Below are 21445 nucleotides of genomic sequence, written 5' to 3'. Positions count from 1 at the left end.
TCTTCGAGTATATCGCTTAGAGCGCTTCGACGATCTCGCGCATCAGAGCGGCGGTCTCGGACGGCGTCTTGCCGACCTTGACACCGGCGGCCTCGAGGGCCTCCTTCTTCGCCTGAGCGGTACCGGCTGAGCCGGAGACGATCGCACCGGCGTGGCCCATGGTCTTGCCCTCGGGAGCCGTGAAGCCCGCGACGTAGCCGACGACCGGCTTGGTGACGTGCGCCTTGATGTAGTCGGCCGCGCGCTCTTCGGCGTCGCCGCCGATCTCACCGATCATCACGATCGCCTTGGTCTCGGGGTCGGCCTCGAACGCGGCGAGCGCGTCGATGTGCGTGGTGCCGATGACGGGGTCGCCGCCGATGCCGATGGCAGTCGAGAAGCCCAGGTCGCGCAGCTCGAACATCATCTGGTACGTCAGGGTGCCCGACTTCGACACGAGGCCGATCGGGCCCTTGCCGGTGATGTTCGCGGGCGTGATGCCGACGAGCGCCTCACCGGGGGTGATGATGCCGGGGCAGTTCGGTCCGATGATGCGGGTCGTGTTGCCCTTGCTCTGCGCGTAGGCCCACGCCTCGGCCGAGTCGCCCACGGGGACGCCCTCGGTGATGACGACGAGCAGCGGGATCTCGGCGTCGATGGCCTCGATCATCGCGTCCTTCGTGAAGGCGCCGGGGACGAAGGCGATCGACACGTCGGCGCCGGTCTCCTTCATGGCCTCGGCGACCGAGGCGAAGACGGGGAGCTCGACGGCGTTGCCGTCCTTGTCGGTGTGCGAGACCGTGGTGCCGGCCTTGCGGGCGTTCACGCCGCCGACGACCTGGGTGCCGGCCTTCAGCATGAGTGCCGTGTGCTTGGTGCCCTCGCCGCCGGTGATGCCCTGGACGATGACCTTGGAGTCCTTGTTGAGGTAGATCGACATTTCTCTAGTCCTTGTGTCTCTCTGCGATCAGGCGTTGGCGAGTTCGGCGGCCTTGTCGGCGCCCTCGTCCATGGTGCTGGCGAGCGTGACGAGCGGGTGTGCGTACTCGGCGAGGATCGCGCGACCCTCGTCGACGCGGTTGCCGTCGAGGCGCACGACGAGCGGCTTGGAGGCCGCGCTGCCGAGGGTCTCGAGGGCACCCTTGATGCCGTTGGCGACGGCGTCGCATGCCGTGATGCCGCCGAAGACGTTCACGAACACGCTCTTGACCTGCGGGTCGCCGAGGATGACGTCGAGGCCGGCGGCCATGACCTCAGCCGAGGCGCCGCCGCCGATGTCGAGGAAGTTGGCGGGCTTGACGCCGTTGTGGTTCTCACCGGCGTAGGCGACGACGTCGAGCGTCGACATGACGAGTCCTGCACCGTTGCCGATGATTCCGACCTCGCCGTCGAGCTTGACGTAGTTCAGGCCGCTCTTCTTGGCCTTGGCCTCGAGCGGGTCGGCGGCGTCCTTGTCCTCGAGCGCCTCGTGCTCGGGGTGACGGATCTCGGAGGCGTTGTCGTCGAGCGTGACCTTGCCGTCGAGGGCGATGATGTCGCCCTCTTCGGTGCGGACCAGCGGGTTGACCTCCACGAGCGTCGCGTCCTCGCCCTTGTAGACGTCGAAGAGCTTGACGAAGACATCGGAGACCTTCTCGATCAGGTCTTCGGGGAAGTTGGCGGCGCGAGCGATCTCGACGGCCTTCTCCTTGTCGATACCCGTCAGCGGGTTGACCTCGACACGCGCGAGAGCCTCGGGACGCTCGACCGCGAGCTCCTCGATCTCCATGCCGCCCTCGACCGAGCAGAGGCTCAGGTACGAGCGGTTGGCGCGATCGAGCAGCACGGAGAAGTAGAACTCCTCGGCGATGCGCGCACCCTGTGCGACCATGACGCGCTTGACGATGTGGCCCTTGATGTCGAGACCGAGGATCGCCTTCGCCGCCTCGTATGCCTCGTCGGGGGTCTTCGCGACCTTGACGCCGCCGGCCTTGCCGCGACCACCGGTCTTGACCTGGGCCTTGACGACGACGACGCCGCCGATCTTCTCCGCGGCTGCCTTCACCTCCTCGGGGGTGTCGGCGACGATGCCGGCGAGAACCGGCACTCCGTACTTCTCGAAAACGTCTCGTGCCTGGTACTCGTACAGATCCACTGTGGTTCCTTCACTGGGCTGCTGTCTGGTAATTCTCTCGATGTCGAGACATCGACCAGTCGCCCAGCCTACTACCTCGAACTGAACGCTCCCGGCGGCGAGGTCTAGGCTCATCCCATGCACGAATCCGCAGAACTGCGCACCGGCGTCGTGGCCGCTGCACTCGAGCTCTTCGCGTCACACGGCTTCGATCAGACGTCCGTCGAGCAGATCGCGAAAGCCGCAGGAGTCTCCCGCTCGACGTTCTTCCGCCAGTTCGGCGGCAAGGAGGACGTCGTCTTCGCCGACCACGAGGTGCTTCTCGAGCAGCTGCGCGCGTTCCTGTCCGAAGGACATGACGATCCGTGGGGCGCCGTGTGTGCAGCATCCGAGTCGGTCTTCGCCCACTTCGCGCACGACCCGGAGCTCGCCCGCCGCCGCTACCAGATCGTCCGTCAGGTGCCGGTGCTCCGTGAGCGCGAGATCATCACGGTCTTCCGCTACGAGCGCCTGTTCGACGACTACCTGCGCAGCTCTCTTCCGGGCATCGATCCTCTGGACGCGGTCGGATTCTCGGCCCTCGTCACCGCCGTGCACAACCATGTGCTGCGCCAGCTGCTGCGCGGCAAGAAGAAGGTGCCGCTGTCGACGCTCCAGACGGCCCTCGCCGACGTGCGCCGACGCTACGGAGTGCCGTCCGAGGCCGCGGCCGACGCCCCGGACGACGTCGTCGTCGCGGTGTTCCCGCGGTCGATGCCGATCGCCGAGGTCACGAGGCGACTGCGCTCCCAGATCAGCTGAGCGGCGACTCGACCTCCGGGTCGTGGAACTGAGTATCGAGGAGTACGATACCTAGTGCCACGAAGGAGTCTCCATGAGCACTGCAGCTTCCCCCTTCCCCGGCGAGCGCGTCTCGTCGTATGACATCACCGGCCGACAGGACAGCGACTACTACGCCGTCTTCGCCGACATCCCCGAGGCCGATCGGGTCGCGTGGGATCGCGCGAAGGCGTACATCGACGAGGTCGGACCGCAGATGGCGGAGGCCTGGGACCGCGCGGAGTATCCGCTCGACGCCGCTCGCCGAATGGGCGAGATGGACCTCGTGGTCGACGGCATCGAGCACCCGTCGCTCACCCGCCTCTCCCCTCTCGCCGCCGGTCTGGTGAACATGGAGATCTCGCGCGGCGACGGCTCGCTCGGCACCGTGCTCGCCGTGCAGGGCGGCCTCGCGCTGCGCACCCTCGCGCTCTTCGGTTCGCCCGCGCAGCAGGAGAGATGGCTCACGGCTCTCGCCGACGGCTCGGTCTTCGGGTCCTTCGCGCTCACCGAGCCCGACCACGGCTCCGACTCGGTGTCGCTCGAGACGGTGGCTCGGCGCGACGGCGAGGAGTGGGTCATCCGCGGCGCGAAGAAATGGATCGGCAACGGCGCATCCGGCGGCATCACCTTCGTGTGGGCCCGCGTCGACGACGACACTGCGGCGGAGCACGGCGCCGTCCGCTGCTTCCTCGTCGAACAGGACACCCCCGGATACACCGGCACGCCGATCCGCGGCAAGGCATCGCTGCGTGCGATCCATCAGGCGCACATCGCGCTCAACGACGTCCGCGTGCCGCTGGACTCCGTGCTGCCGGGGACGAAGAGCTTCAAAGACGCCTCGATCGTGCTCTACGCGACCCGCTCGGGCGTGGCCTGGTCTGCACTCGGTCACGCGACCGCCTGCTACGAGGCGGCCCTCGCCTACTCGAAGGAGCGCGTCCAGTTCGGCAAGCCGCTGGCGAAGTTCCAGATGGTGCAAGAACGGCTGACCCACATGCTCGAGGACCTCACGGCGATGCAGCTCTACTGCCGCCGCCTCGCGGACCTCGAGACGGCGGGCCAGCTGCGCCCCACGCAGGCGTCACTCGCGAAGTTCCACAACACGCGGGCCGCGCGCCGGGTGGCGTCGATCGCCCGCGACCTGCTCGGAGGCAACGGCATCCTGCTCGAGAACGGCGTGATGCAGCACATGGCCGACATCGAGGCGATCCACACCTACGAAGGCACCGAGAGTGTGCAGGCGCTGCTGCTGGGACGCGACATCACGGGGATGAGCGCCTTCGCCTGAGCGGGTGACCCCGCGCTCAGCGCTCGGGACGCTCGGCGGCCGGCGCGGTGTCGGAGTCGATCCCGAACCTCTGGGCGCCGATCACCGACAGGAGCCGCAGCTTCTCCTGGCTCTCGCTCCCCGGTGCGGCCGTGTAGACGAGCAGCGCATGCGACTGCTCCGGGTCCACGAGCGTCTGGCAGGAGAGTTCCAGGCGTCCGAGCTCGGCGTGGACGAACCGCTTGGTGCCCGGCGGGCGAAGACCGACCTCGTGCCGCTCCCAGATCACGCCGAACTCCTCGCTGCGTTCGAGGAGGAGCTCCACGTAGCGCGCTGCGCGCGAACCCGGGCCGCGCACCGTGGCGACCTCTCGCAGTCCCGACACCCACAGCCGGGAGAGGAAGGCGTGGTCGTCGGAGTCGTAGCCCCGCCGTGTCGACGCATCGGTGAACCAGCGGTACCCGATGCTGCGCTCTGGCCCTCGGAAACGCGAAAGGTCCCCGACGAGAGCGATGCCGAGAGCGTTCTGACGCAGCGTCTCCCCGAGTTCGGTGACGACCTCGGCAGGGGTGTCCTGCAGCCGATCGAAGATGCGGAGCATTCCCGGACTCACGTGGTCGCTCTCGGCCCCGCGCGGCGGCGGTGTGTGGCCGGCGAGGGCGAAGAGGTGGTCACGCTCGCCCACCGAGAGATGCAGCCCCTGGGCGATCGCAGCGACCATCTGCTCCGACGGCTGCGGCCCCCGTTCCTGCTCCAGTCGTGCGTAGTAGTCGGTCGACATGTGACTGAGCGCCGACGCCTCCTCGCGACGCAGCCCGCTCGTGCGGCGCCTGTCCCCACGCGGGAGTCCGACGTCCTCCGGCTGCAGCGCCTCACGGCGTCCGCGGAGGAACTCCGCGAGGCCACGCCTGTCGATCGCCATTCCGGGTCTCCCGTCCTCGTATCCGTTGTATCAGTCGGCCGCCGGTCGATCCATGGATCGACGATCCCTGGATGCCCCGGGCGCCGCCGCGAGAGCATCGACGTCGACAGAGAAGAGAACTCACATGCCGCAAAAGAACACACACCTGGTCATACCCGCGCAGCACGGCGCCCGAGCGGTGATCACCGGGGCCAGCGACGGGATCGGCCTGCATATCGCGAGTCGGCTCGCCGCTGCGGGCGCCGAGATCGTCCTGCCGGTGCGCAGCCGCGAGAAGGGCGAGGCGGCGATCGAGCGCATCCGCCGGGTCGTGCCGGATGCGTCGCTGTCGCTCCGTGATCTCGACCTCGCGTCGCTCGAGTCGGTCGGCGCCCTCGCCGCGACGCTGCGGGCGGAGGACACTCCGATCAGCATCCTCATCAACAATGCCGGAGTGATGACACCACCCACTCGGCGCACCACGGCAGACGGGTTCGAACTCCAGTTCGGCGCGAACCACCTCGGGCACTTCGCGCTGGTCGGGGGCCTGCTCCCGCTTCTCGCGGAGGGGAAGGCGCGCGTCGTGTCGCAGATCAGCATCGCGGCGGACAGCGGCGCGATCAACTGGGACGACCTGCACTGGGAGCGGTCGTACAACGGGATGCGCGCGTACAGCCAGTCGAAGATCGCCTTCGGACTGTTCGGCCGGGAACTCGATCGGCGGAGCAGAGCCGAGGGGTGGGGAATCCGGAGCCTGCTCTCGCATCCCGGAGTCGCACCGACCAACCTGCTCGCTGCGCAACCGGATCTCGGCCGAGCGACTCAGACCGGATCACGACGGATCATCGAGGCGCTGTCGCGCCGCGGCGTCCTCGTCGGAACACCCGAGACGGCCGGGCTGGCGGCTCTGTACGCCGCGACCGCTCCGGATGCCGTCGGCGGAGGCTTCTACGGCCCGTCCGGCATCGGCCACCTGGGTGGAGGACCAGGCCCGCAGAAGCTCTACTCGCGACTGCGCGACGACGCGGCGGCCGCCCGCATCTGGCGGGTCTCGGAAGAGCTCACCGGCGTGACGCCGCGCACGTCGTGATCAGTCGCAGCCGCAGCCGCCGGCGGGCGTCTTCACCATGAAGCACACGTCGCACACGCCGTAGTCGCGCTCGACGAACTTGGGAGTGCGCGGGACCTTCGGAGCCGCAGCGGCGCGGGGCGTCGTCGACCGCTTCGCCTTCACCGGCGCGAGGGGGCGGAACTCGCTCGGGTGCGTCACGTAGAAGTAGGGCGCGCGGCCCTCACTCGGCTGCAGACGCAACGGCGTCGAACCGATGACGATGACCTCGTCCTCCGTGAAGCCGTTGGTGTACGTCTTGCCGATGTGCAGGGCGGCGCCCTCGCCACGGCGGATCGCCTCGATGTAGCGGCCGCGGTCGATGTAGGAGGAGATGCCGACGGCATCCATGATCGCCGTGATGAACTCGTGGTTCTCGACGGCGATGCGGTGCGCGCGGAGCGCCTCCGCGAGGGTGCGGTACGGACGGGAATTGCCTGTGGGGGTCGGGCCCTGGACTTCGTTCATCACTTCAAGGATCTCACGCCCAGACGTGGAAGACTGGCCGCATGGCACGCGCGACGATCATCGGGTCCGGTCCGAACGGCATTGCGGCGGCCGTGGCCCTCGCCCGCGCCGGCTACGAGGTGCGCGTGCTCGAGGCCGCCGACACGATCGGCGGAGGGGTGCGCACGCACGACTCGACCCTTTCGGGGTTCCACCACGACGTCTGCGCCGCGGTGCATCCCGCCGCGCTCTCGTCACCGTTCTTCCAGGCGTTCGGCCTCGCCGAGCGGATCGAGTGGATCACCCCCGAGATCTCCTACGCGCATCCGCTCGACGAGGGCAGGGCCGGAATCGCGTGGCGCGACATCGAGCGCACCGCCGTCGGACTGGGCGCCGACGAGCGCGCGTGGCTCTCGCTGCTGCGCCCGCTGAGCAGGCATGTCGACGGCGTCGTCGACTTCACGGGCAATCAGATGCTCAGAATCCCGCACGAGCCGATCACGGCCCTGCGATTCGCCCTGCGGATGCTCGATCAGGGCACACCGTTCGCTCGACGCGCTTTCCGCACCGAAGAGGCCTCGGGCCTGATGTCGGGAGTCCTGGCGCACGCGAACACGCCTCTCCCCTCGCTCGCCGGAGCCGCGGCAGGACTTCTGCTCGCGGCGCAGGCGCACGCCGGGGGGTGGATGTACCCGCGAGGCGGAGCACAGCGCATCGCCGACAGCATGGTCGCCGACATCGACGCCCACGGCGGTTCCGTCGAGACGAGCACGCACATCACGGATCTCGGGTCACTCGACTGGGGCGACCCCGCTCGAGGAGATCTGCTGCTGCTGAACACCTCGCCCCGCCTGACACTGACCCACCCGGACATCCCGTCGGGATACGCACGGGCGATCAGCGCCTACCGATACGGCCCGGCCGCGGCCAAGGTCGACTTCGCCCTCGACGGACCGATCCCCTGGACGAACACGGACGTCGCCCGGTCGCCGACCGTGCATCTCGGCGGGACGGCGGCGGAGGTCTGGGAGAGCGAGAACGAGGTCGCACGCGGACGGATCTCGGAGCGCCCCTACGTGCTCAGCGTGCAGCCGTCGATCTTCGACGACTCTCGAGCACCCGAGGGGAAGGCGGTGCTGTGGGCCTACATCCACGTGCCGCAGAACTCCGACCTCGATGCGACCGAGCTCATCACGCGACAGGTCGAGCGCTTCGCCCCCGGATTCCGTGACCTGATCCTCGCGCACCACTCCGTTCCCGCCTCGTCACGCGAGGCGATCAACCCGTCGGAGATCGGCGGAGACATCCTCGGCGGCGCCTTCACCATCCCGCAGGCGCTGCGCAGACCCGTGCTCGGCACGACACCGTGGCGCACTCCGATGCCCGGGGTGTACCTCGCCTCGGCCTCGACGCCTCCGGGCCCCGGCGTGAACGGCATGGCCGGGTGGCACGCTGCACGCACCGCGCTGACGGATGCCGGAACGCGCGTGACCCTCGACGACCTGTTCGGCTGACGACGCGAACAGCCCTTCTGTCTCGTCCTCGGCACCGCCAGGATGGATCCATGCGCTACGAGATCCCCTCCCCCATGTTGGCGAAGGCGGCGGCGTCCGTCCCCGATCCCGCGAAGACGACCGGAGGGCTCCTGTTCGAGCCGAAGTGGGACGGCTTCCGCGGACTGATCTCGTGGGACGGCGAGACGGTCGAGATCGGGTCGCGCGGGGCGAAACCCCTGACCCGCTACTTCCCCGAGCTCGTCGAGGCGATCCCCCGGGTGCTGCCGGGGCCGTGCCTGCTCGACGGCGAGATCGTCGTCGCCACCGGACCCGACGGCGCTCAGCGACTCGACTGGGAGGCGCTGAGCCAGCGCATCCACCCCGCAGCCTCGCGCGTGACAAAGCTCGCCGACGAGACGCCGGCGATGTTCATCGCCTTCGACCTGCTGGCCCTCGGTGATGACGACCTGCTGAACGCACCCTTCGCCGAACGGCGCGAACGCCTCGAGGCGATGATGGCCGACGTCGAGCATCCGCTGCACATCACACGCACGACGCGCGACCGCGACGCCGCCGTGCGCTGGCTCGCGGAGTTCGAAGGAGCGGGGCTCGACGGTGTCGTCGCGAAACCGCTCGATCAGCCGTATGCCCCGGGCAAGCGCACGCTCATCAAGATCAAGCACGCGCGCACCGCCGATGTCGTCGCGCTCGGCTACCGCATCCACAAGTCCGGCTCCGGCGTCGGGTCGCTGCTCGTCGGCCTGTACGACTCCGACGGCACGCTGCGCCAGGTCGGCGGCGTCGCTGCGTGGAGCGACGTCCGGCGCAGAGAGCTCGTCGACGACCTCGCACCCCTCGTCGAACGCGACGACTCCGGAGACGCGATCACCGGCGCAGGAGAGCGCTCGCGCTTCAGCGGCTCGAAGGACGTGTCGTTCGTGCGACTGCGCCCCGAGCTCGTGCTCGAGGTCCGCTACGACCAGCTCGAGGGGTCGCGCTTCCGGCACACGGTGCAGTTCGAGCGCTGGCGTCCCGACCGCGAGGCGCGCTCGTGCACCTACGATCAGCTCGACACCGTGGCGGGGTACGACCTCGCAGACGTCCTCCACTGACGCGCACTCGTCAGCCAGGGGCGCTGGTCGGCCGAGGGTCACTCCTCGACGGGTGCGCCGTCCTCGTCCCAGTGCGCGGCGACCTTCTTGCTCGGCTGCACGCGGGGCGGCTCGCCGGGCATCTTCGGGAACTCGGGCGGGAACGGCAGCTCACCGAGACCATCCGCCCTGTCGCGCTCCCACCACTCGAGAAGAGTGTCGATGCGGCCCGGCGCATCCTGCATCCCCTGCCACGCGTCGCCCAGCTCCTCGAGCCGCGTCGGGATGCTGCGCACGGTGAAGCCCGCCGGGTCGAGGCCCTCGAGCTCGTCCCAGTGCACCGGGGTCGACACGGTCGCACCGGGGAGCGCACGCGGGCTGTAGGCACCGGCCATCGTCCGATCCCGATTCGCCTGGTTGAAGTCGATGAACACCCGCTCACCGCGCTCCTCCTTCCACCAGTTCGTCGTGACCTTCTCGGGCATCCGTCGTTCGAGCTCACGTCCCGCGGCGATCACGGCATGGCGCACGTCGAGGAACTCGTGCATCGGCTCGATCGGAGCGAAGACGTGCAGACCCCGGTTGCCGCTGGTCTTGACGAACGCGGTCAGCCCGACCTCCTGCAGCACCTCGCGCAGAGCCAGCGCGGCGGGAACAGCGTCGACGAAGCTCGTCCCCGGTTGCGGGTCGAGGTCGATGCGCAGCTCGACGGGGTTGTCCGGATCCGAGGCGAGCGACGCCCACGGGTGGAAGACGATGGTGTTCATCTGCGCGGCCCACACGATCGCGCTCGGCCGATTCAGCACGATCTGCGGATGCCGTCGTCCGCTGTTGTACGTGACCGTCACCGCATCGACATAGTCGGGTGTCCCCTTGGGCGGGTTCTTCGAGAAGAAGCCCTCGGCCTTCGGCGCCGACGCCGAGCCGACGCCGTCGCGAAAGCGCTCGAGCGAGACGGGACGATCGCCGTTCGCCTCGAGGAACGGCCCGCTCACGATCTGGAAGTATTCGGCCAGCTCGGCCTTCGTGATGCCGACGTCGGGCCAGATCACCTTGTTGGGACTCGAGAGCACAACCTCGCGCTCAGCATCGGGATCGACGACGGTCAACGTCACGCGCTCGGAGGCCATGCTCCGACCTTAGGGCGCGCACCAGACCGGCGGAACCCCGGTGGCTCGTCAGTCGTCGATGTCGATGTCGAGGATCAGCACCGCACTCAGCGAGTCGCGCTCGACGACCATCGTCGGACCGGCGGGATCCACGATCACCCCGGCCATCTCGGAGTGCGTCGACAGCAGCTTCGCCAGCTGCAGCGGCTCGAACGGCAGCGGACGATCGCCGCGTCCGAGTGCGATGACCTCGAGAGGGTGGGAGAAGAGCTGGAGGAACCTCTTGCCGTCGGGAGTCTGCGCCTCGGCGATGCCGACCTGCCCCGTGCCGGCGCCGTCGTTCACCGCCACCCACATGCGCTTCGCCGCGAGCGCCTCGCCGAGCTTCACGGCAGAATCCTGCTGACGCGGCGCGGCGATGATCGACTTCACCGTCATGTCGACGTCTGCCTGGTCGAGCGTCTTCTGCAGCAGCTCGGTCGGGAAGACCACACGGTGCGGTGCGGAGGCGTTGTCGACGATGAGACCGGCGAACTCGCCGGCGACGACCTGCTGGAGAACGGAGGTCACGGGCTGGGCGACCGCGGAGGTGGCCGTCGGGTCCTTCTCGAGCTGCACGGAGTCGCGGACCGCGGCCGCCGAGCTGAACCCCAGCATGAACTGGCGTTCGCCGTCGCGCACGACGGCCACCGAGAGCGGCTTGCCCTCGCTGATCTGCGCGCGGGCGTCGCCGTTCACACGGATGTAGAGGTGACCCTGCAGCGCCTGACGGAGCACGCCGAGGAGCTGCTCGTTGGTCGCGCCCTTCTCGATCTCGGTCAGGGCCTCGCGCAGCAGGACGTTGTCCTTCATGCCGGGGACCGTCTCGGTCTGCTCCGGGGGCGTCGCGGCGGCCAGAGGCAGGCGACGCTCGGTGGCCGGCTGCGCAGGCGCGGACGGTACGGCGGATCCGGTCGGGGCGACGGGGGCTGCGGGCGTCGACGCACCGGACGGGGTCGGCGTGGCTGCGGCAGGATCGGGCTCGGTGAGGGAGACCTCAGGACCCGCCTGCGCGCCCACTCCGCGGAACGCCTGCACGGAGATGCCGATCGTGGGCGTCGCGTCCTCGGGCGCGGCCGTGGCGGCAGCGTCTTCCGCAGACGCGTCTGACGTCTCGACGTTCTCAGGCTCGGTCGGGTCGGTGACAGCGTCGTCAGCGGACTTCTTGCGGCGGGAGAACAGGGCCATATGGATCAGCCTAACCCGCGGATGCCTTAGATCTTCTCGATCGGCGCGACCTTGATCAGCAGCTTCTTCTGCCCCGCCGAGTCGAACCGCACGTGGGCGATGCGCTTCGCGCCCTCTCCGGTGACCGCATCGACACGACCGTCGCCGAAGTCGGAATGACGGATGCGATCGCCGGCGGCCAGCTCGAGGTCGCCGTTGTCCCTCATCTTCGCCGTGACGCGGTTGGGGAACTTGTCCATCGCGGTCGACAGCGGCTTGAGGGAGTCGCGACCGGGAAGCTGCTTCACCGCGAACCGATCATCGGATCCTGAGCCGCCGAAGCCGCCGGCACGACGGGCGTTCAGCGCTCGCGACTGCATGCCGCCGCGCGAGTTGACGTCACCGGGCGACTGGCGCCAGTCGATGAGCCCGGCGGGGATCTCCTGCAGGAAGCGGCTCGGCATGGCGACCGAGACCTCGCCGAACTGCGCCCGTGTCATGGCGAGCGACAGGTGCAGCCGCTTGCGGGCACGCGTGATGCCGACGTAGAAGAGGCGCCGCTCTTCCTGCGGGCCGCCCGGCTCACCCGCCGAGATGCGGTGCGGGATGAGATCTTCTTCGACACCCGTGACGAAGACGGCGTCGTACTCGAGCCCCTTCGCGGTGTGCATCGTCATGAGCGACACGGATCCGGACTCGTCGTCGAGATCGTCGGCGTCCGAGACGAGAGCGACCTCGGTGAGGAAGTCGACGATGGTGCCCTCGGGATTGTTGCGCGCGAAATCGCGGGCCACGGCGACGAACTCGTCGAGGTTCTCGACCCGGGCCTCGTCCTGGGGGTCACGGCTCGCGCGCAGCGCGTCGAGGTAGCCGCTCTTCGAGAGCAGCAGGCTGAGCCCGTCGGCGACCGTGGTGGGCGCCGGCAGCTCTCCCGACGACGGCAGCATGATCTCGGTCGCCTCGGAGAGCACGGCGTCGAGCTGCGCGATCGCACCCTGGATCTTCGGGCCGAATCCCAACTGGTCGGAAACGGACAGCGCCTGACGGAAGGTGATCTCGTGCTCTTCGGCGAACCGGGCGATCGCGGTCTCGCTGACGTCGCCGATACCGCGCCGGGGCTTGTTCAGGATGCGGCGCACGGCCATCTCGTCGGCCGGATTGGCGACCGCGACCAGGTACGCCAGCGCGTCCTTGATCTCGGCGCGCTCGTAGAACTTCGTGCCGCCCATGATCTTGTACGGCACGGCCGACCGGATGAAGATCTCCTCGAGCGCTCGCGACTGCGAGTTCGTGCGGTAGAACACGGCCATCTCGGAGTACGGGATGCCGGCGCGGCGGAGAGACTCGACCTCGTCCGCGACGAACTGCGCCTCATCGTGCTGCGAGTAGCCGGTGAAGCCGATGATCTTGTCACCGTCGCCCTTGTCGCTCCAGAGCTTCTTGTCCTTGCGGTCGAAGTTGTTGCCGATCACGGCGTTCGCGGCGGACAGGATGTTCTGCGTCGAGCGGTAGTTCTGCTCCAGGAGCACGACCCGCGCCCCGGGGAAATCGCGCTCGAACTCGCTGATGTTGCGGATGTCGGCGCCGCGGAAGGCGTAGATCGACTGGTCGGAATCGCCGACCACCGTGAGGGAGGCGCCCGCGAGCTCGGGGGTGGTCTCCGGCTCGAAGATCATCATGCCGTTCGAGGCATAGGGATCGGGGGCGTCGCCAGACACGGGGCGCGTCAGCTCGTGGATGAGCGCGTACTGCGCGTGGTTCGTGTCCTGGTACTCGTCGACGAGGATGTGCCGGAAGCGGCGGCGGTAGGTGTCGGCGACCTGCGGGAACGCACGGAACAGGTAGACCGTCTGCCCGATGAGGTCGTCGAAGTCGAAGGCGTTGGCCTTCTGCAGCTGACGCTGGTAGTCGGCGAACAGCTCGACGAAGATGCGCTCGGCGGGGTCGGACATGTTGGCCTGGCGGGCGTAGGCCTCGGCATCCGACAGCTCGTTCTTGAGCTTCGAGATGCGCGACTGCACCGCACCGGGCGTCAGCCCGTAGGCATCGGCCTCATGCTCTTTGACGAGACGCTTGATGAGCGCCCGCGAGTCGCCGGAGTCATAGATCGTGAACGACTTGGTGAAGCCGAACTGCTCGGCCTCACGCCGCAGGATGCGCACGCACGCCGAGTGGAAGGTCGAGATCCACATGCCGCGGGCGGCATCGCCGATGATCGCCTCCACGCGCTCGCGCATCTCGCCCGCCGCCTTGTTCGTGAAGGTGATCGCGAGGATCTGGCTCGGCCATGCCTCGCGAGCGCGCAGCAGCGACGCGATGCGTCGGGTGAGCACGCTCGTCTTGCCGGAACCGGCGCCCGCGACGATGAGCAGCGCGGGGCCGCGATAGGTGACGGCTTCGAGCTGCTGCGGGTTGAGACCGGCGAGGAGATCGTCCTGGCCCTGTCCTCCGGTGGAGTGGGGGCCGACGGTTCCGGGCACGATGAGGGGGGCTTCTGTCATGGCCTTATGAGTCTAGGCCGAGGCGCCGACATCGCGGGGTGGAGGCGAGGCGGCAGCCGCAGACTTGGCTCGCCGCCGTCGCCGACCTATCGTTGACGTGCGTCTGCCCGCAGATCAGCGGCGAGGCGGTTGATCCGAGGGGGAACTCGACCTGATGACTGCGATCGAAGTGCACAGCGATGCGTACGACGCGGCACGTACCGCCCTGACCGAGGCCGCGGCGAAGCTCGCCGCGTCGCGTGACAGCCTCTCGTCCGCGGTGCCGGGCATGGCCTTCGGCCCCATCGGGGCCTTCATCCCACCCGTCCTCAATTCGCTGGGTGGGATCGTCGAGGGCGCGTCCGGCGTCGTCGGGACGGTCTCTCAGCGCACCGCGGACGGGGTGCAGAAGGCCGTGGACGGGTTCCAGACGGTCGACGACACGGGGCGTGCGGATCTCGACCGCATCGCATCGGAAGGCTGACACTGACATGAGCATCGCGGTACTCCCCGAGGCGGACTCGGCCGCCTCGTCGCTCGCATCCGGAAGCTGGAGCAGTCAGCTCCCGGCCGGAGGCGGTGCCGGCGACGACTGCGGGGGCGGCCTCAGCGGCTTCGCCTCCGACATCATGCAGTTCGTGCGTCCGCTGGAGGAGCTGCTCGAGCAGGTGACCGGGGACCCGACCGGGCTCTATCAGGCGTCTCACGCGTGGGAGACGTACGCGGGTGACGTGCAGTCGGCGTCGGAGCTCTACCAGCAGGCCCTCACCCAGATCAGCGGTCACGTGCAGGGGATCACCGCGACGGTCGTCGAAGGCTCGCTGCGGGTTCTCTCCGCGGCGACGCACTCGATCGCCGACTGGTCGAAGGTCGTGAGCCAGGCGCTCCAGCTGTGTGTGCGCGCCGTCGAGATCATGCGCTCCCTGGTCTGCGCCGGCTTCGAGCTGCTCTCGACCGTCGGAGGCAGCATCAAGGATCTCCTGTTCGGCAGCTGGCCCTGGGAGCTCGACAAGAAGGCCCAGGTGATCCGGGACTTCGCCGACAACTGCGCGCAGGTGGTGGCTGAGGCCACCTCGAACATCGACCGCGCGCTGCAGGCGCTGCGGGAGATGCTGCGTCTCGCCACAGACCTCTACCGCGCGATCATCCCGTTCCACCAGCGACTCGAGGACCTGCTGGGCGAGCTGCTCGAGCAGTTCCCGCCCGGCGCGATCCTCGGTCCGCTCGGTGGCCTGCCCGGAGCCATTCCCCCGGGAAGCCTGGGCGACACCTACAACCCGGGCCCGGTGCCCTACGAGGGTTCCGACCACCGCTTCCTCGGCGACTACGAGCTCGGGTACTCGCACGAGTTCGACCTCGGGCCCACCGACATGACGACCGAACAGCTGAACCAGATGCTGCAGCAGGAGTTCGGCCACGTCTTCCTCCCCTCCCGTGAGGGCGACAACTCGCAGCTCAACATGCAGCTCACCGGCGAGGAGCAGACCATCAAGACGTCGCTGTTCGGACTGGGCATCCCGGATGTCACGGCGGGCGACATCGTCGTGCAGCAGATCACCGACGACGGCTTCGTGATCGCCGCGCAGCCGGGACATCCGGAGCACCCTGGCGAGGTCGCGTTCCGCCTGCGCAACGTCGACGGCCGCGGCGTCTTCGAGGTCACCGGCGCCTACGACTCGACGATCCTCTCGAGTCTGGGATTCCCCGGCAACACCAACCCGGCCTATGCGGGCATCTCCGACGTGAGCATCTGGGCCGACATGCAGTACCGACTCGAGGACATGATGCACTATGGCCGCTAGACGCTGGCTCGCCCTCTCCGCCGTCGCCGTGAGCGTGCTCGCGCTCACGGGGTGCGCGATCGGGGCCGGGGATCGCGGGAGCGACGTCCCGCACGACGCCGCCTCGGGCGGTCAGACGCTCTCCGAGATGCGCGACTCGCTCGAGGCGGTGCCCGGCATCGTGGTCTCCGACATCGCCGGCGGCCAGAAGCCCAACATCAAGGGCAACACGGGATACGCGATCTCGCTCGAGGTCGAGCCGGGCTTCGCGATCGCCGACGGCACGGCGTTCGTCGACTTCGTCGTGGCATCCGTGTGGTCGGTGCGCGAGGGATACATGCCGAACGCGCGGATCGACATCAGAGTGCGCACCTCGGCGGAGGGCGGCTTCGACGTGGCGGCCGCGGCCGCGCAGGCGGGGTGGGCGCGGGATGTCGACACGACGCCGAAGCCCTTCAGCGCCGCGGCGATCGATCTGACGGACAGCAAGGAGCAGGGGGCGCGCAATCGCGAGCGCCTCGGCTCGTGGCCGGGCGACGTGCCGGCGGCCCCCACCGGCATGACCGTTCAGGACTGAGGAGGACCACATGGACGACAGCACATTCGGCATCGACGAGGGATTCGCCGCGGCCCGGAAGCAGCTCGATGACATCAACCGTCAGGCGCAGCAGAACCAGGCGCGGGCGCAGGCGCTCGCGACCGATGTCGACACACTCGTCGAATCGGTGCGGAGCCCCCGCGGAGAGGTGACGGTCCGCGCCAAGGTGGGAGGCCGGCTCGCGGGACTGGAGTTCGGTCCCGCAGCCGAGGGCCTCGCGCTGCCCGCACTCGCCCAGCTGACGCTCGAGACGATCGCCGCCGCGCAGCATCGCGCGATGGCCGCTCTCGCCGATCGCAGCGCCGAGCTGTTCGGCGCGGAGTCCGACATCGCCGCGAGCATCCGCTCCGATGCGGACAGGGGCTACCCCTCGCCCGGACTGGGAGGCTGAGCCGTGGATCTCACGGTCGACCCCGATCGTCTCGGCGAGATCGCCGCGGACACGCGCGCCGCGGCGGCGGCCATCGTCGAGTCACTCGACGCTCTCGCGGCGTCGGGGCAGGATCTGCGCTCCCGCTGGGAGGGCGATGCGGAGCGGGCGTTCACGCGGCGCTCGTCCGCCACTGACGCCCAGTGGCGTCTGCATGCCGCCACCCTGCGATTGGCCGCCGAGCGCACCGCGCGTCTCGCAGAGGAGTATCGCCAGGCGGATGCCGACGGCGCGCATGCCGTCCTCGGCGTCTGAGGACGGCAGAGACTCTCCGTGATCGGCGGATGAGGGATGCGCAGTGTGGCGCGCACCCCTCATCCTACCGAGCGGATCAGATCGTCCGACGACGGCGCACGATGAGGGAGCCGGCGACCAGCAGCAGCATCGCCACGACGACCGCCACGACGGGCGCGTCGGCACCGGTCGCCGCGAGTCCCTGCGGCGCGGTGACGGTGATGTCCGCCCAGCCCACGAGCGCGCCGTCCGCCGCATACACCGCGATGCGGTGCGCGCCGAGCGCGGCATCCGTCGGTATCGTCACCGTGACGCCGCCGGTGTCCGAGGCGGAGCTCACACCGAGCGCCACCGGGTCGGAGTACATCCAGACCGCGAGCCGCTCGCCAGCGTGATCGCGGCCGGTGCTGACGGTCACACGATCGCCGCGACCGGCCACGGAGGGGTTCACCGAGACGCCGTGGCGGTTGTCGTCCGTCAGCGCGGAACCGGGGAGCGGAGACGGCGTGACCGCGGGGATCTCGACTCCCGGGTCCTCACCCCCCGGCTGCTCCCCGCCCGGCGTCTCCGTGCCGGGATTCTCGCCCGGGTTCTCGCCCGGGTTCTCGCCGGGGTTCTCCCCCGGGTTCTCCCCCGGGTTCTCCCCCGGGTTCTCCCCCGGGTTCTCACCGGGGTTCTCCCCCGGGTTCTCCCCCGGGTTCTCGCCGTCCACGACCGGAAGTGTGCCGGTGCGGAGCGCCTCCGAGGCGAAGCCGTCCGCGAACCACCACACCGGCCGCTGGCCGTCGATCGCGAGCGAGGCCGGAGCCGTCGCGAAGCCCTCGTTGTTGATGTCGGGCATCGACGACGGTCGCGCGAAGTGGGCGATGCCCGGCTTCTCTGTGCCGTTCAGCGTGATCTGGGCCGACCGCCCCTGGCAGCCGTCGTCGCAGACCGCCCAGAGCACGTCGAGCACGCTGTCGTAATCCAGCGCCATGACACCCGCGAGTCCGGGGGCGATCTCCGAGACGAGGGTCGCGGTGCCGTCCGCGGCGAGGGCGAAGGCGTAGACGTGACCGTTGTCCTCGACAGCCACGAAGAACAGGCCCTCGCCGTGCCCGTCGTAGTCGGCCGCGTCGTAGGCCGCGCCCGTGTTCACGTCGAACAGGGCGCCGTCGAGGGCGCTGTCGGGCACCCACTGCACGGCTTCCATGCCGAGGTTCGCCCCGACGTCCGGCAGCTGAGCGGTCAGGTCCCACTCCTGCTGAGCGACGAGGTCGCCGCTCGACGCCTCGGGGTCGACCATGAGGATCGTGTTCCGGTTGACGCCCTTCGCGCTGTTGTCCCGCTCCGACGCGACGTACACGAGCCCGTCGCCGTCGACGGTGATGCCCTCGGTGTCCGGCCCTGCGGCCCCCGGCGCTGCGGCGTCCTTCGGGAATCGCACCCGCTTGCCGGACTCCCAGCCCTCGATCTGAGTGAACTTCCCGTCGGCATGCACCCGGAGCTTCCAGATGCGCCCCTCTCCGTTGTCGACGGCCCAGAGGTACGCGCCGTCGGCGGTCTCCTGCACGTCCAGACCCGAGCTGTCCTCGAGGAAGGTCGGCACGTCGTCGAGCACTCGGACCTCCGGCGAACCGGGCCACGGCGACACCGCGATCTCGCCCTCGCAGATGTTCGCCGCCCCCTTCGTGCTCTCCGCGGTGACGGCGAACGTGCCCGTCGCGTCGGGGCACCGACCCCAGGTCGTCGCCGGGTGTCCCGCTCCCCAGGTGGTCGAGTCGACGAGGAGCTCGCCGTCGAACACCCGCACCGAGTCGCCGTCGCCGAGCCCGAAGCCGAGCTCCGCGCGCTCGATGACCAGGTGGCCTCCGGCGGCGATCGCGGTCTCCGCCGGGATGGCGTACGAGTGGGCGTCGTCGTCGTCCTTCACGACGATGCCCGAGACGTCGAGCGCGGTCGCCGTCGGATTGACCAGTTCGATCCAGTCGTCGGGGGATCCTCCGTCGGACTCGACCTCGTTGATCCGCACGGGGTTGCCGCACGCGTTCCGCGCGCCCTTGGTCGACACCGCGATGTCGACGAGATCTCCGCTGCCGTCGGCGCAGCGGGCGAGGACCCCCTCCGCGTGCGCGGCATAGACGTGCTCGTCGACGACATCGAGGTCGGCATCGCGGACGGTCACGGTGTCGCCGTTGCCGAGGCCGAACACGAAGTCCGTGGGCTGGTCGAACACGAGATAGGCGCCGGCCTCGAGCGCTGTGCCCGCAGGAAGCGGTGTCGTCTCCGACGCGTGTCCGACAGGATCCCCGTCCATGACGGTCCAGCCCGAGACGTCGACCGGCGTGCTGCCGGTGTTGACGATCTCGACCCAGTCGGTGGCGTCGCCGTTCGACTCGATCTCGTTGATGACGACGTCGGGCACGACGCACGAGTTCGGCGCACCGGGCGTCGCGTACGCGAGCCCGAAGGCCCCCTGACCGTCGGGGCACCGGGCGAGCGTGGCCGCGATGGCGTCGCCGTCGATCGCGGCGTGCCCGTTCCAGGGCAGGGTGTCGTCGATCTGCACGCCCGACGCGTCGAAGAGCCGGATGCGGTCGGCGCTGCCGATCCCGATCGGGTCTCGGAAGGCCGTCTCCACCCCGTCGACCAGCCCGATCGACGCCTCGTCGACCACGAGGAACTCCCCCGCGTCGATCGTCGAACCCGGAAGGAACTGCCACCGGTGGTCATCGGAGTTGTCGCGGATCTCGTAGCCCGAGATGTCGAGCGGGGCGTCGCCCGCGTTGACGAACTCGACCCAGTCCGCGGGCTGCGAGTCGACCTCGTTGATCGCGATCGTGCCGCCCAGAGGGCTGTCGATCGCGAAGACGTTCGCGGAGCCCTTCGTGGGCTCGGCGGTGTCGGCCCATTCGACGGAGCCGTCGACGTCGCGCGCACCCCACGTCACCGGGGCGTGCGCGTCCCACGCCGTCTCGTCGACGAGCGCGCCGTCCCGATCGAACAGGCGCACCTGGTCGGCCTTGCCGAGGCCGAAGGCGAAGTCGCCGACGCCGGCATCCAGCTGATCGAGAACGAGGTGCGCACCCGGTTCGATGACCGTGCCGTCGGGGAACGTGTACGACTCGTCCTCCCCGTCGTCCGTGACGACGTATCCGCTCAGGTCGACGGCGGCGCCGGACGCGTTGACGAACTCGATCCAGTCGCCGGGGAGCCCCCCGCTCGACTCGACTTCGTTGATGCGAACGCCGGGTTCCGCCCCGGCGGCGGCGAGAGGGACGGCGAGCAGAGCGGCGGCGCTGAGGGCGCAGACCGTGGTCAGCGCAGCCGCGGAGTGCAGGCGGGACATGGGGCTCCTGAGGGAATCAGAGGGGGATCACCTCACATCAGCGACCTCGCATGGCTGCCCGACGGCCCCCGGGTGCACACGTGGTGAACGACCGGTGTCCATTCACCCTCGGCGCTCAGGTGCCGGTGCGAGAATCGAGGGGTGCGCACGATCCTCAACATCATCTGGCTGATCTTCGCCGGCCTCGGACTCTTCCTCGGGTACATGCTCGCGGGCATCCTGCTCTGCATCCCGATCGTGACGATCCCGTGGGCCATCGCCTCGTTCCGCATCGCGCGCTACGCGATCTGGCCGTTCGGCCGCGAGATCGTCAGCAAGCCCACCTCGGGCGTCGGCTCGTTCCTCGGCAACGTGCTCTGGGTCATCCTCGCCGGCTGGTGGCTCGCCATCGGCCACATCGTCTCGGGTCTTCTGCTCTGCGTCACCATCATCGGGATCCCGATGGGCATCGCCGACTTCAAGATGGTCCCGGTCTCGCTGATGCCCCTCGGCAAGGAGATCGTGTCGCGCCGCGGCGCGTTCGACCGCACGCTCTGAGACGCCACGGCGCCCTCTCCCTAGACTGGTCGGGATGGATGCCGACCGCCTGATCGCGTGGGACGACGAACTCCGCCGGGCGCACACGCGCCTCCGCGCCGCCCTGGACGCCACACGAGCAGCGCTCGAGGACGGGGCCGACGCCCCGGATGCCGCCTCGGACCTCGCACTCTTCTGCATCGGCTTCTGCTCCGCCCTCGACGGCCATCATCGGAGCGAGGACCGCGCCCTGTTCCCCGCGTTGCGCGAGGAGCACCCCGAGCTGGGCGACGTGGTCGACGCGCTCATGCAGGACCACTCGATGCTCACGCACCTGCTCGGCGGACTGCGCACCGCCGTCGAGGGTGGCGAGAGCAGCGACGTCATCGCGCGGCACCTCGACGGTGTGGGAGCGATCATGGAATCGCATTTCCGCTTCGAGGAGCGCGAGATCCTGGCACCGCTGCGCTCGTTGCACCTCGACCGCACCGTGCGCGACGTCCTCGGCCCGCTCTGAGACGCCTCCGGGGTTCGAGGCC

At 69.3% G+C, this 21445-nt stretch carries 20 protein-coding genes; 12 read left to right on the top strand and 8 right to left on the bottom strand.

What is annotated here, in order from left to right:
* Nucleotides 1-16: 16 nt before the first annotated feature.
* Together sucD and sucC are read right to left on the bottom strand one after the other, a co-directional pair.
* Nucleotides 17-919 carry a succinate--CoA ligase subunit alpha gene (gene sucD / locus HWD99_RS02605; protein ID WP_056508436.1) on the bottom strand — a complete coding sequence of 301 codons (903 nt, stop codon included), beginning with the start codon at nt 917-919 and terminating at the stop codon, nt 17-19.
* A gap of 27 nt (nt 920-946) precedes the next feature.
* Nucleotides 947-2113 carry an ADP-forming succinate--CoA ligase subunit beta gene (gene sucC / locus HWD99_RS02600; protein ID WP_241794674.1) on the bottom strand — a complete coding sequence of 389 codons (1167 nt, stop codon included), beginning with the start codon at nt 2111-2113 and terminating at the stop codon, nt 947-949.
* A 117-nt stretch (nt 2114-2230) separates the two neighbouring features.
* Here sucC and HWD99_RS02595 point away from each other — a divergent pair, with 117 nt between their 5' ends.
* Nucleotides 2231-2893 carry a TetR/AcrR family transcriptional regulator gene (locus HWD99_RS02595; RefSeq protein ID WP_241794673.1) on the top strand — a complete coding sequence of 221 codons (663 nt, stop codon included), beginning with the start codon at nt 2231-2233 and terminating at the stop codon, nt 2891-2893.
* 73 nt (nt 2894-2966) lie between these two features.
* Nucleotides 2967-4202, top strand: coding sequence for an acyl-CoA dehydrogenase family protein (locus tag HWD99_RS02590; protein WP_241794672.1), 1236 nt, complete (start codon nt 2967-2969; stop codon nt 4200-4202).
* Between the two features lie 16 nt (nt 4203-4218).
* On the opposite strand, the gene HWD99_RS02585 is transcribed toward HWD99_RS02590, so the two are convergent.
* Nucleotides 4219-5103, bottom strand: a complete 885-nt coding sequence (locus HWD99_RS02585) for a helix-turn-helix transcriptional regulator (protein ID WP_241794671.1) — start codon at nt 5101-5103, stop codon at nt 4219-4221.
* A 124-nt stretch (nt 5104-5227) separates the two neighbouring features.
* On the opposite strand from HWD99_RS02585, the gene HWD99_RS02580 reads away from it, so the two are divergent.
* The gene (locus tag HWD99_RS02580) at nt 5228-6172 is read left to right on the top strand and encodes an SDR family oxidoreductase (protein WP_241794670.1); all 945 of its coding nucleotides are present in this window, start codon (nt 5228-5230) and stop codon (nt 6170-6172) included.
* Here the strand turns inward: HWD99_RS02580 and HWD99_RS02575 are convergent, their stop codons facing one another.
* The gene (locus HWD99_RS02575; protein ID WP_241794668.1) at nt 6173-6658 is read right to left on the bottom strand and encodes a hypothetical protein; all 486 of its coding nucleotides are present in this window, start codon (nt 6656-6658) and stop codon (nt 6173-6175) included.
* Between the two features lie 41 nt (nt 6659-6699).
* Between HWD99_RS02575 and HWD99_RS02570 the strand changes: the two genes are divergently transcribed.
* Nucleotides 6700-8151, top strand: coding sequence for an NAD(P)/FAD-dependent oxidoreductase (locus HWD99_RS02570; protein ID WP_241794666.1), 1452 nt, complete (start codon nt 6700-6702; stop codon nt 8149-8151).
* A 50-nt stretch (nt 8152-8201) separates the two neighbouring features.
* Nucleotides 8202-9245, top strand: a complete 1044-nt coding sequence (locus HWD99_RS02565) for an ATP-dependent DNA ligase (RefSeq protein ID WP_241794664.1) — start codon at nt 8202-8204, stop codon at nt 9243-9245.
* Between the two features lie 38 nt (nt 9246-9283).
* Here the strand turns inward: HWD99_RS02565 and ligD are convergent, their stop codons facing one another.
* The 3 genes from ligD to HWD99_RS02550 are packed head-to-tail and all read right to left on the bottom strand — an operon-like array spanning nt 9284 to nt 14040.
* Nucleotides 9284-10354, bottom strand: coding sequence for a non-homologous end-joining DNA ligase (ligD, locus tag HWD99_RS02560; protein ID WP_241794663.1), 1071 nt, complete (start codon nt 10352-10354; stop codon nt 9284-9286).
* 48 nt (nt 10355-10402) lie between these two features.
* Nucleotides 10403-11560, bottom strand: a complete 1158-nt coding sequence (locus HWD99_RS02555) for an SseB family protein (protein ID WP_241794662.1) — start codon at nt 11558-11560, stop codon at nt 10403-10405.
* A 26-nt stretch (nt 11561-11586) separates the two neighbouring features.
* Nucleotides 11587-14040 (bottom strand): ATP-dependent helicase, encoded by a 2454-nt coding sequence (locus HWD99_RS02550; RefSeq protein WP_241794661.1) that lies wholly within the window; start codon nt 14038-14040, stop codon nt 11587-11589.
* 154 nt (nt 14041-14194) lie between these two features.
* On the opposite strand from HWD99_RS02550, the gene HWD99_RS02545 reads away from it, so the two are divergent.
* The 5 genes from HWD99_RS02545 to HWD99_RS02525 are packed head-to-tail and all read left to right on the top strand — an operon-like array spanning nt 14195 to nt 17083.
* A complete protein-coding gene (locus tag HWD99_RS02545; protein ID WP_241794660.1) occupies nt 14195-14503 on the top strand; it encodes a hypothetical protein in 309 nt (102 codons plus the stop codon).
* A gap of 7 nt (nt 14504-14510) precedes the next feature.
* Nucleotides 14511-15821 (top strand): hypothetical protein, encoded by a 1311-nt coding sequence (locus tag HWD99_RS02540; protein ID WP_241794659.1) that lies wholly within the window; start codon nt 14511-14513, stop codon nt 15819-15821.
* Nucleotides 15811-16377, top strand: a complete 567-nt coding sequence (locus tag HWD99_RS02535) for a hypothetical protein (RefSeq protein WP_241794658.1) — start codon at nt 15811-15813, stop codon at nt 16375-16377. Before HWD99_RS02540 ends, HWD99_RS02535 begins: the two co-directional genes overlap by 11 nt.
* A gap of 10 nt (nt 16378-16387) precedes the next feature.
* Nucleotides 16388-16789 carry a YbaB/EbfC family nucleoid-associated protein gene (locus HWD99_RS02530; RefSeq protein ID WP_241794657.1) on the top strand — a complete coding sequence of 134 codons (402 nt, stop codon included), beginning with the start codon at nt 16388-16390 and terminating at the stop codon, nt 16787-16789.
* Nucleotides 16790-16792: 3 nt separating this feature from the next.
* The gene (locus HWD99_RS02525) at nt 16793-17083 is read left to right on the top strand and encodes a WXG100 family type VII secretion target (protein WP_241794656.1); all 291 of its coding nucleotides are present in this window, start codon (nt 16793-16795) and stop codon (nt 17081-17083) included.
* Between the two features lie 76 nt (nt 17084-17159).
* Here HWD99_RS02525 and HWD99_RS02520 read toward each other — a convergent pair whose 3' ends face one another.
* Entirely contained in the window at nt 17160-20390 is a 3231-nt protein-coding gene (locus HWD99_RS02520) for a lamin tail domain-containing protein (protein WP_241794655.1), read from the bottom strand.
* Between the two features lie 141 nt (nt 20391-20531).
* On the opposite strand from HWD99_RS02520, the gene HWD99_RS02515 reads away from it, so the two are divergent.
* Complete coding sequence (locus HWD99_RS02515; protein ID WP_241794654.1) at nt 20532-20927, top strand: YccF domain-containing protein; 396 nt, start codon at nt 20532-20534, stop codon at nt 20925-20927.
* A gap of 34 nt (nt 20928-20961) precedes the next feature.
* Nucleotides 20962-21423, top strand: coding sequence for a hemerythrin domain-containing protein (locus HWD99_RS02510; protein WP_241794653.1), 462 nt, complete (start codon nt 20962-20964; stop codon nt 21421-21423).
* Nucleotides 21424-21445: the final 22 nt, after the last annotated feature.

Origin of the sequence: Microbacterium sp. C5A9 (genome assembly GCF_022627955.1) — a bacterium.
Taxonomy (GTDB): domain Bacteria; phylum Actinomycetota; class Actinomycetes; order Actinomycetales; family Microbacteriaceae; genus Microbacterium.
This window is presented reverse-complemented; position numbering and strand designations above follow the sequence as displayed.

Coding starts and splice junctions, on each gene's coding strand:
- sucD (WP_056508436.1), bottom strand. CDS start 919: ATGTCGATCTACCTCAACAAGGACTCCAAGGTCATCGTCCAGGGCATC.
- HWD99_RS02595 (WP_241794673.1), top strand. CDS start 2,231: ATGCACGAATCCGCAGAACTGCGCACCGGCGTCGTGGCCGCTGCACTC.
- HWD99_RS02590 (WP_241794672.1), top strand. CDS start 2,967: ATGAGCACTGCAGCTTCCCCCTTCCCCGGCGAGCGCGTCTCGTCGTAT.
- HWD99_RS02585 (WP_241794671.1), bottom strand. CDS start 5,103: ATGGCGATCGACAGGCGTGGCCTCGCGGAGTTCCTCCGCGGACGCCGT.
- HWD99_RS02580 (WP_241794670.1), top strand. CDS start 5,228: ATGCCGCAAAAGAACACACACCTGGTCATACCCGCGCAGCACGGCGCC.
- HWD99_RS02575 (WP_241794668.1), bottom strand. CDS start 6,658: ATGAACGAAGTCCAGGGCCCGACCCCCACAGGCAATTCCCGTCCGTAC.
- HWD99_RS02570 (WP_241794666.1), top strand. CDS start 6,700: ATGGCACGCGCGACGATCATCGGGTCCGGTCCGAACGGCATTGCGGCG.
- HWD99_RS02565 (WP_241794664.1), top strand. CDS start 8,202: ATGCGCTACGAGATCCCCTCCCCCATGTTGGCGAAGGCGGCGGCGTCC.
- ligD (WP_241794663.1), bottom strand. CDS start 10,354: ATGGCCTCCGAGCGCGTGACGTTGACCGTCGTCGATCCCGATGCTGAG.
- HWD99_RS02555 (WP_241794662.1), bottom strand. CDS start 11,560: ATGGCCCTGTTCTCCCGCCGCAAGAAGTCCGCTGACGACGCTGTCACC.
- HWD99_RS02550 (WP_241794661.1), bottom strand. CDS start 14,040: ATGACAGAAGCCCCCCTCATCGTGCCCGGAACCGTCGGCCCCCACTCC.
- HWD99_RS02545 (WP_241794660.1), top strand. CDS start 14,195: ATGACTGCGATCGAAGTGCACAGCGATGCGTACGACGCGGCACGTACC.
- HWD99_RS02540 (WP_241794659.1), top strand. CDS start 14,511: ATGAGCATCGCGGTACTCCCCGAGGCGGACTCGGCCGCCTCGTCGCTC.
- HWD99_RS02535 (WP_241794658.1), top strand. CDS start 15,811: ATGGCCGCTAGACGCTGGCTCGCCCTCTCCGCCGTCGCCGTGAGCGTG.
- HWD99_RS02530 (WP_241794657.1), top strand. CDS start 16,388: ATGGACGACAGCACATTCGGCATCGACGAGGGATTCGCCGCGGCCCGG.
- HWD99_RS02520 (WP_241794655.1), bottom strand. CDS start 20,390: ATGTCCCGCCTGCACTCCGCGGCTGCGCTGACCACGGTCTGCGCCCTC.
- HWD99_RS02510 (WP_241794653.1), top strand. CDS start 20,962: ATGGATGCCGACCGCCTGATCGCGTGGGACGACGAACTCCGCCGGGCG.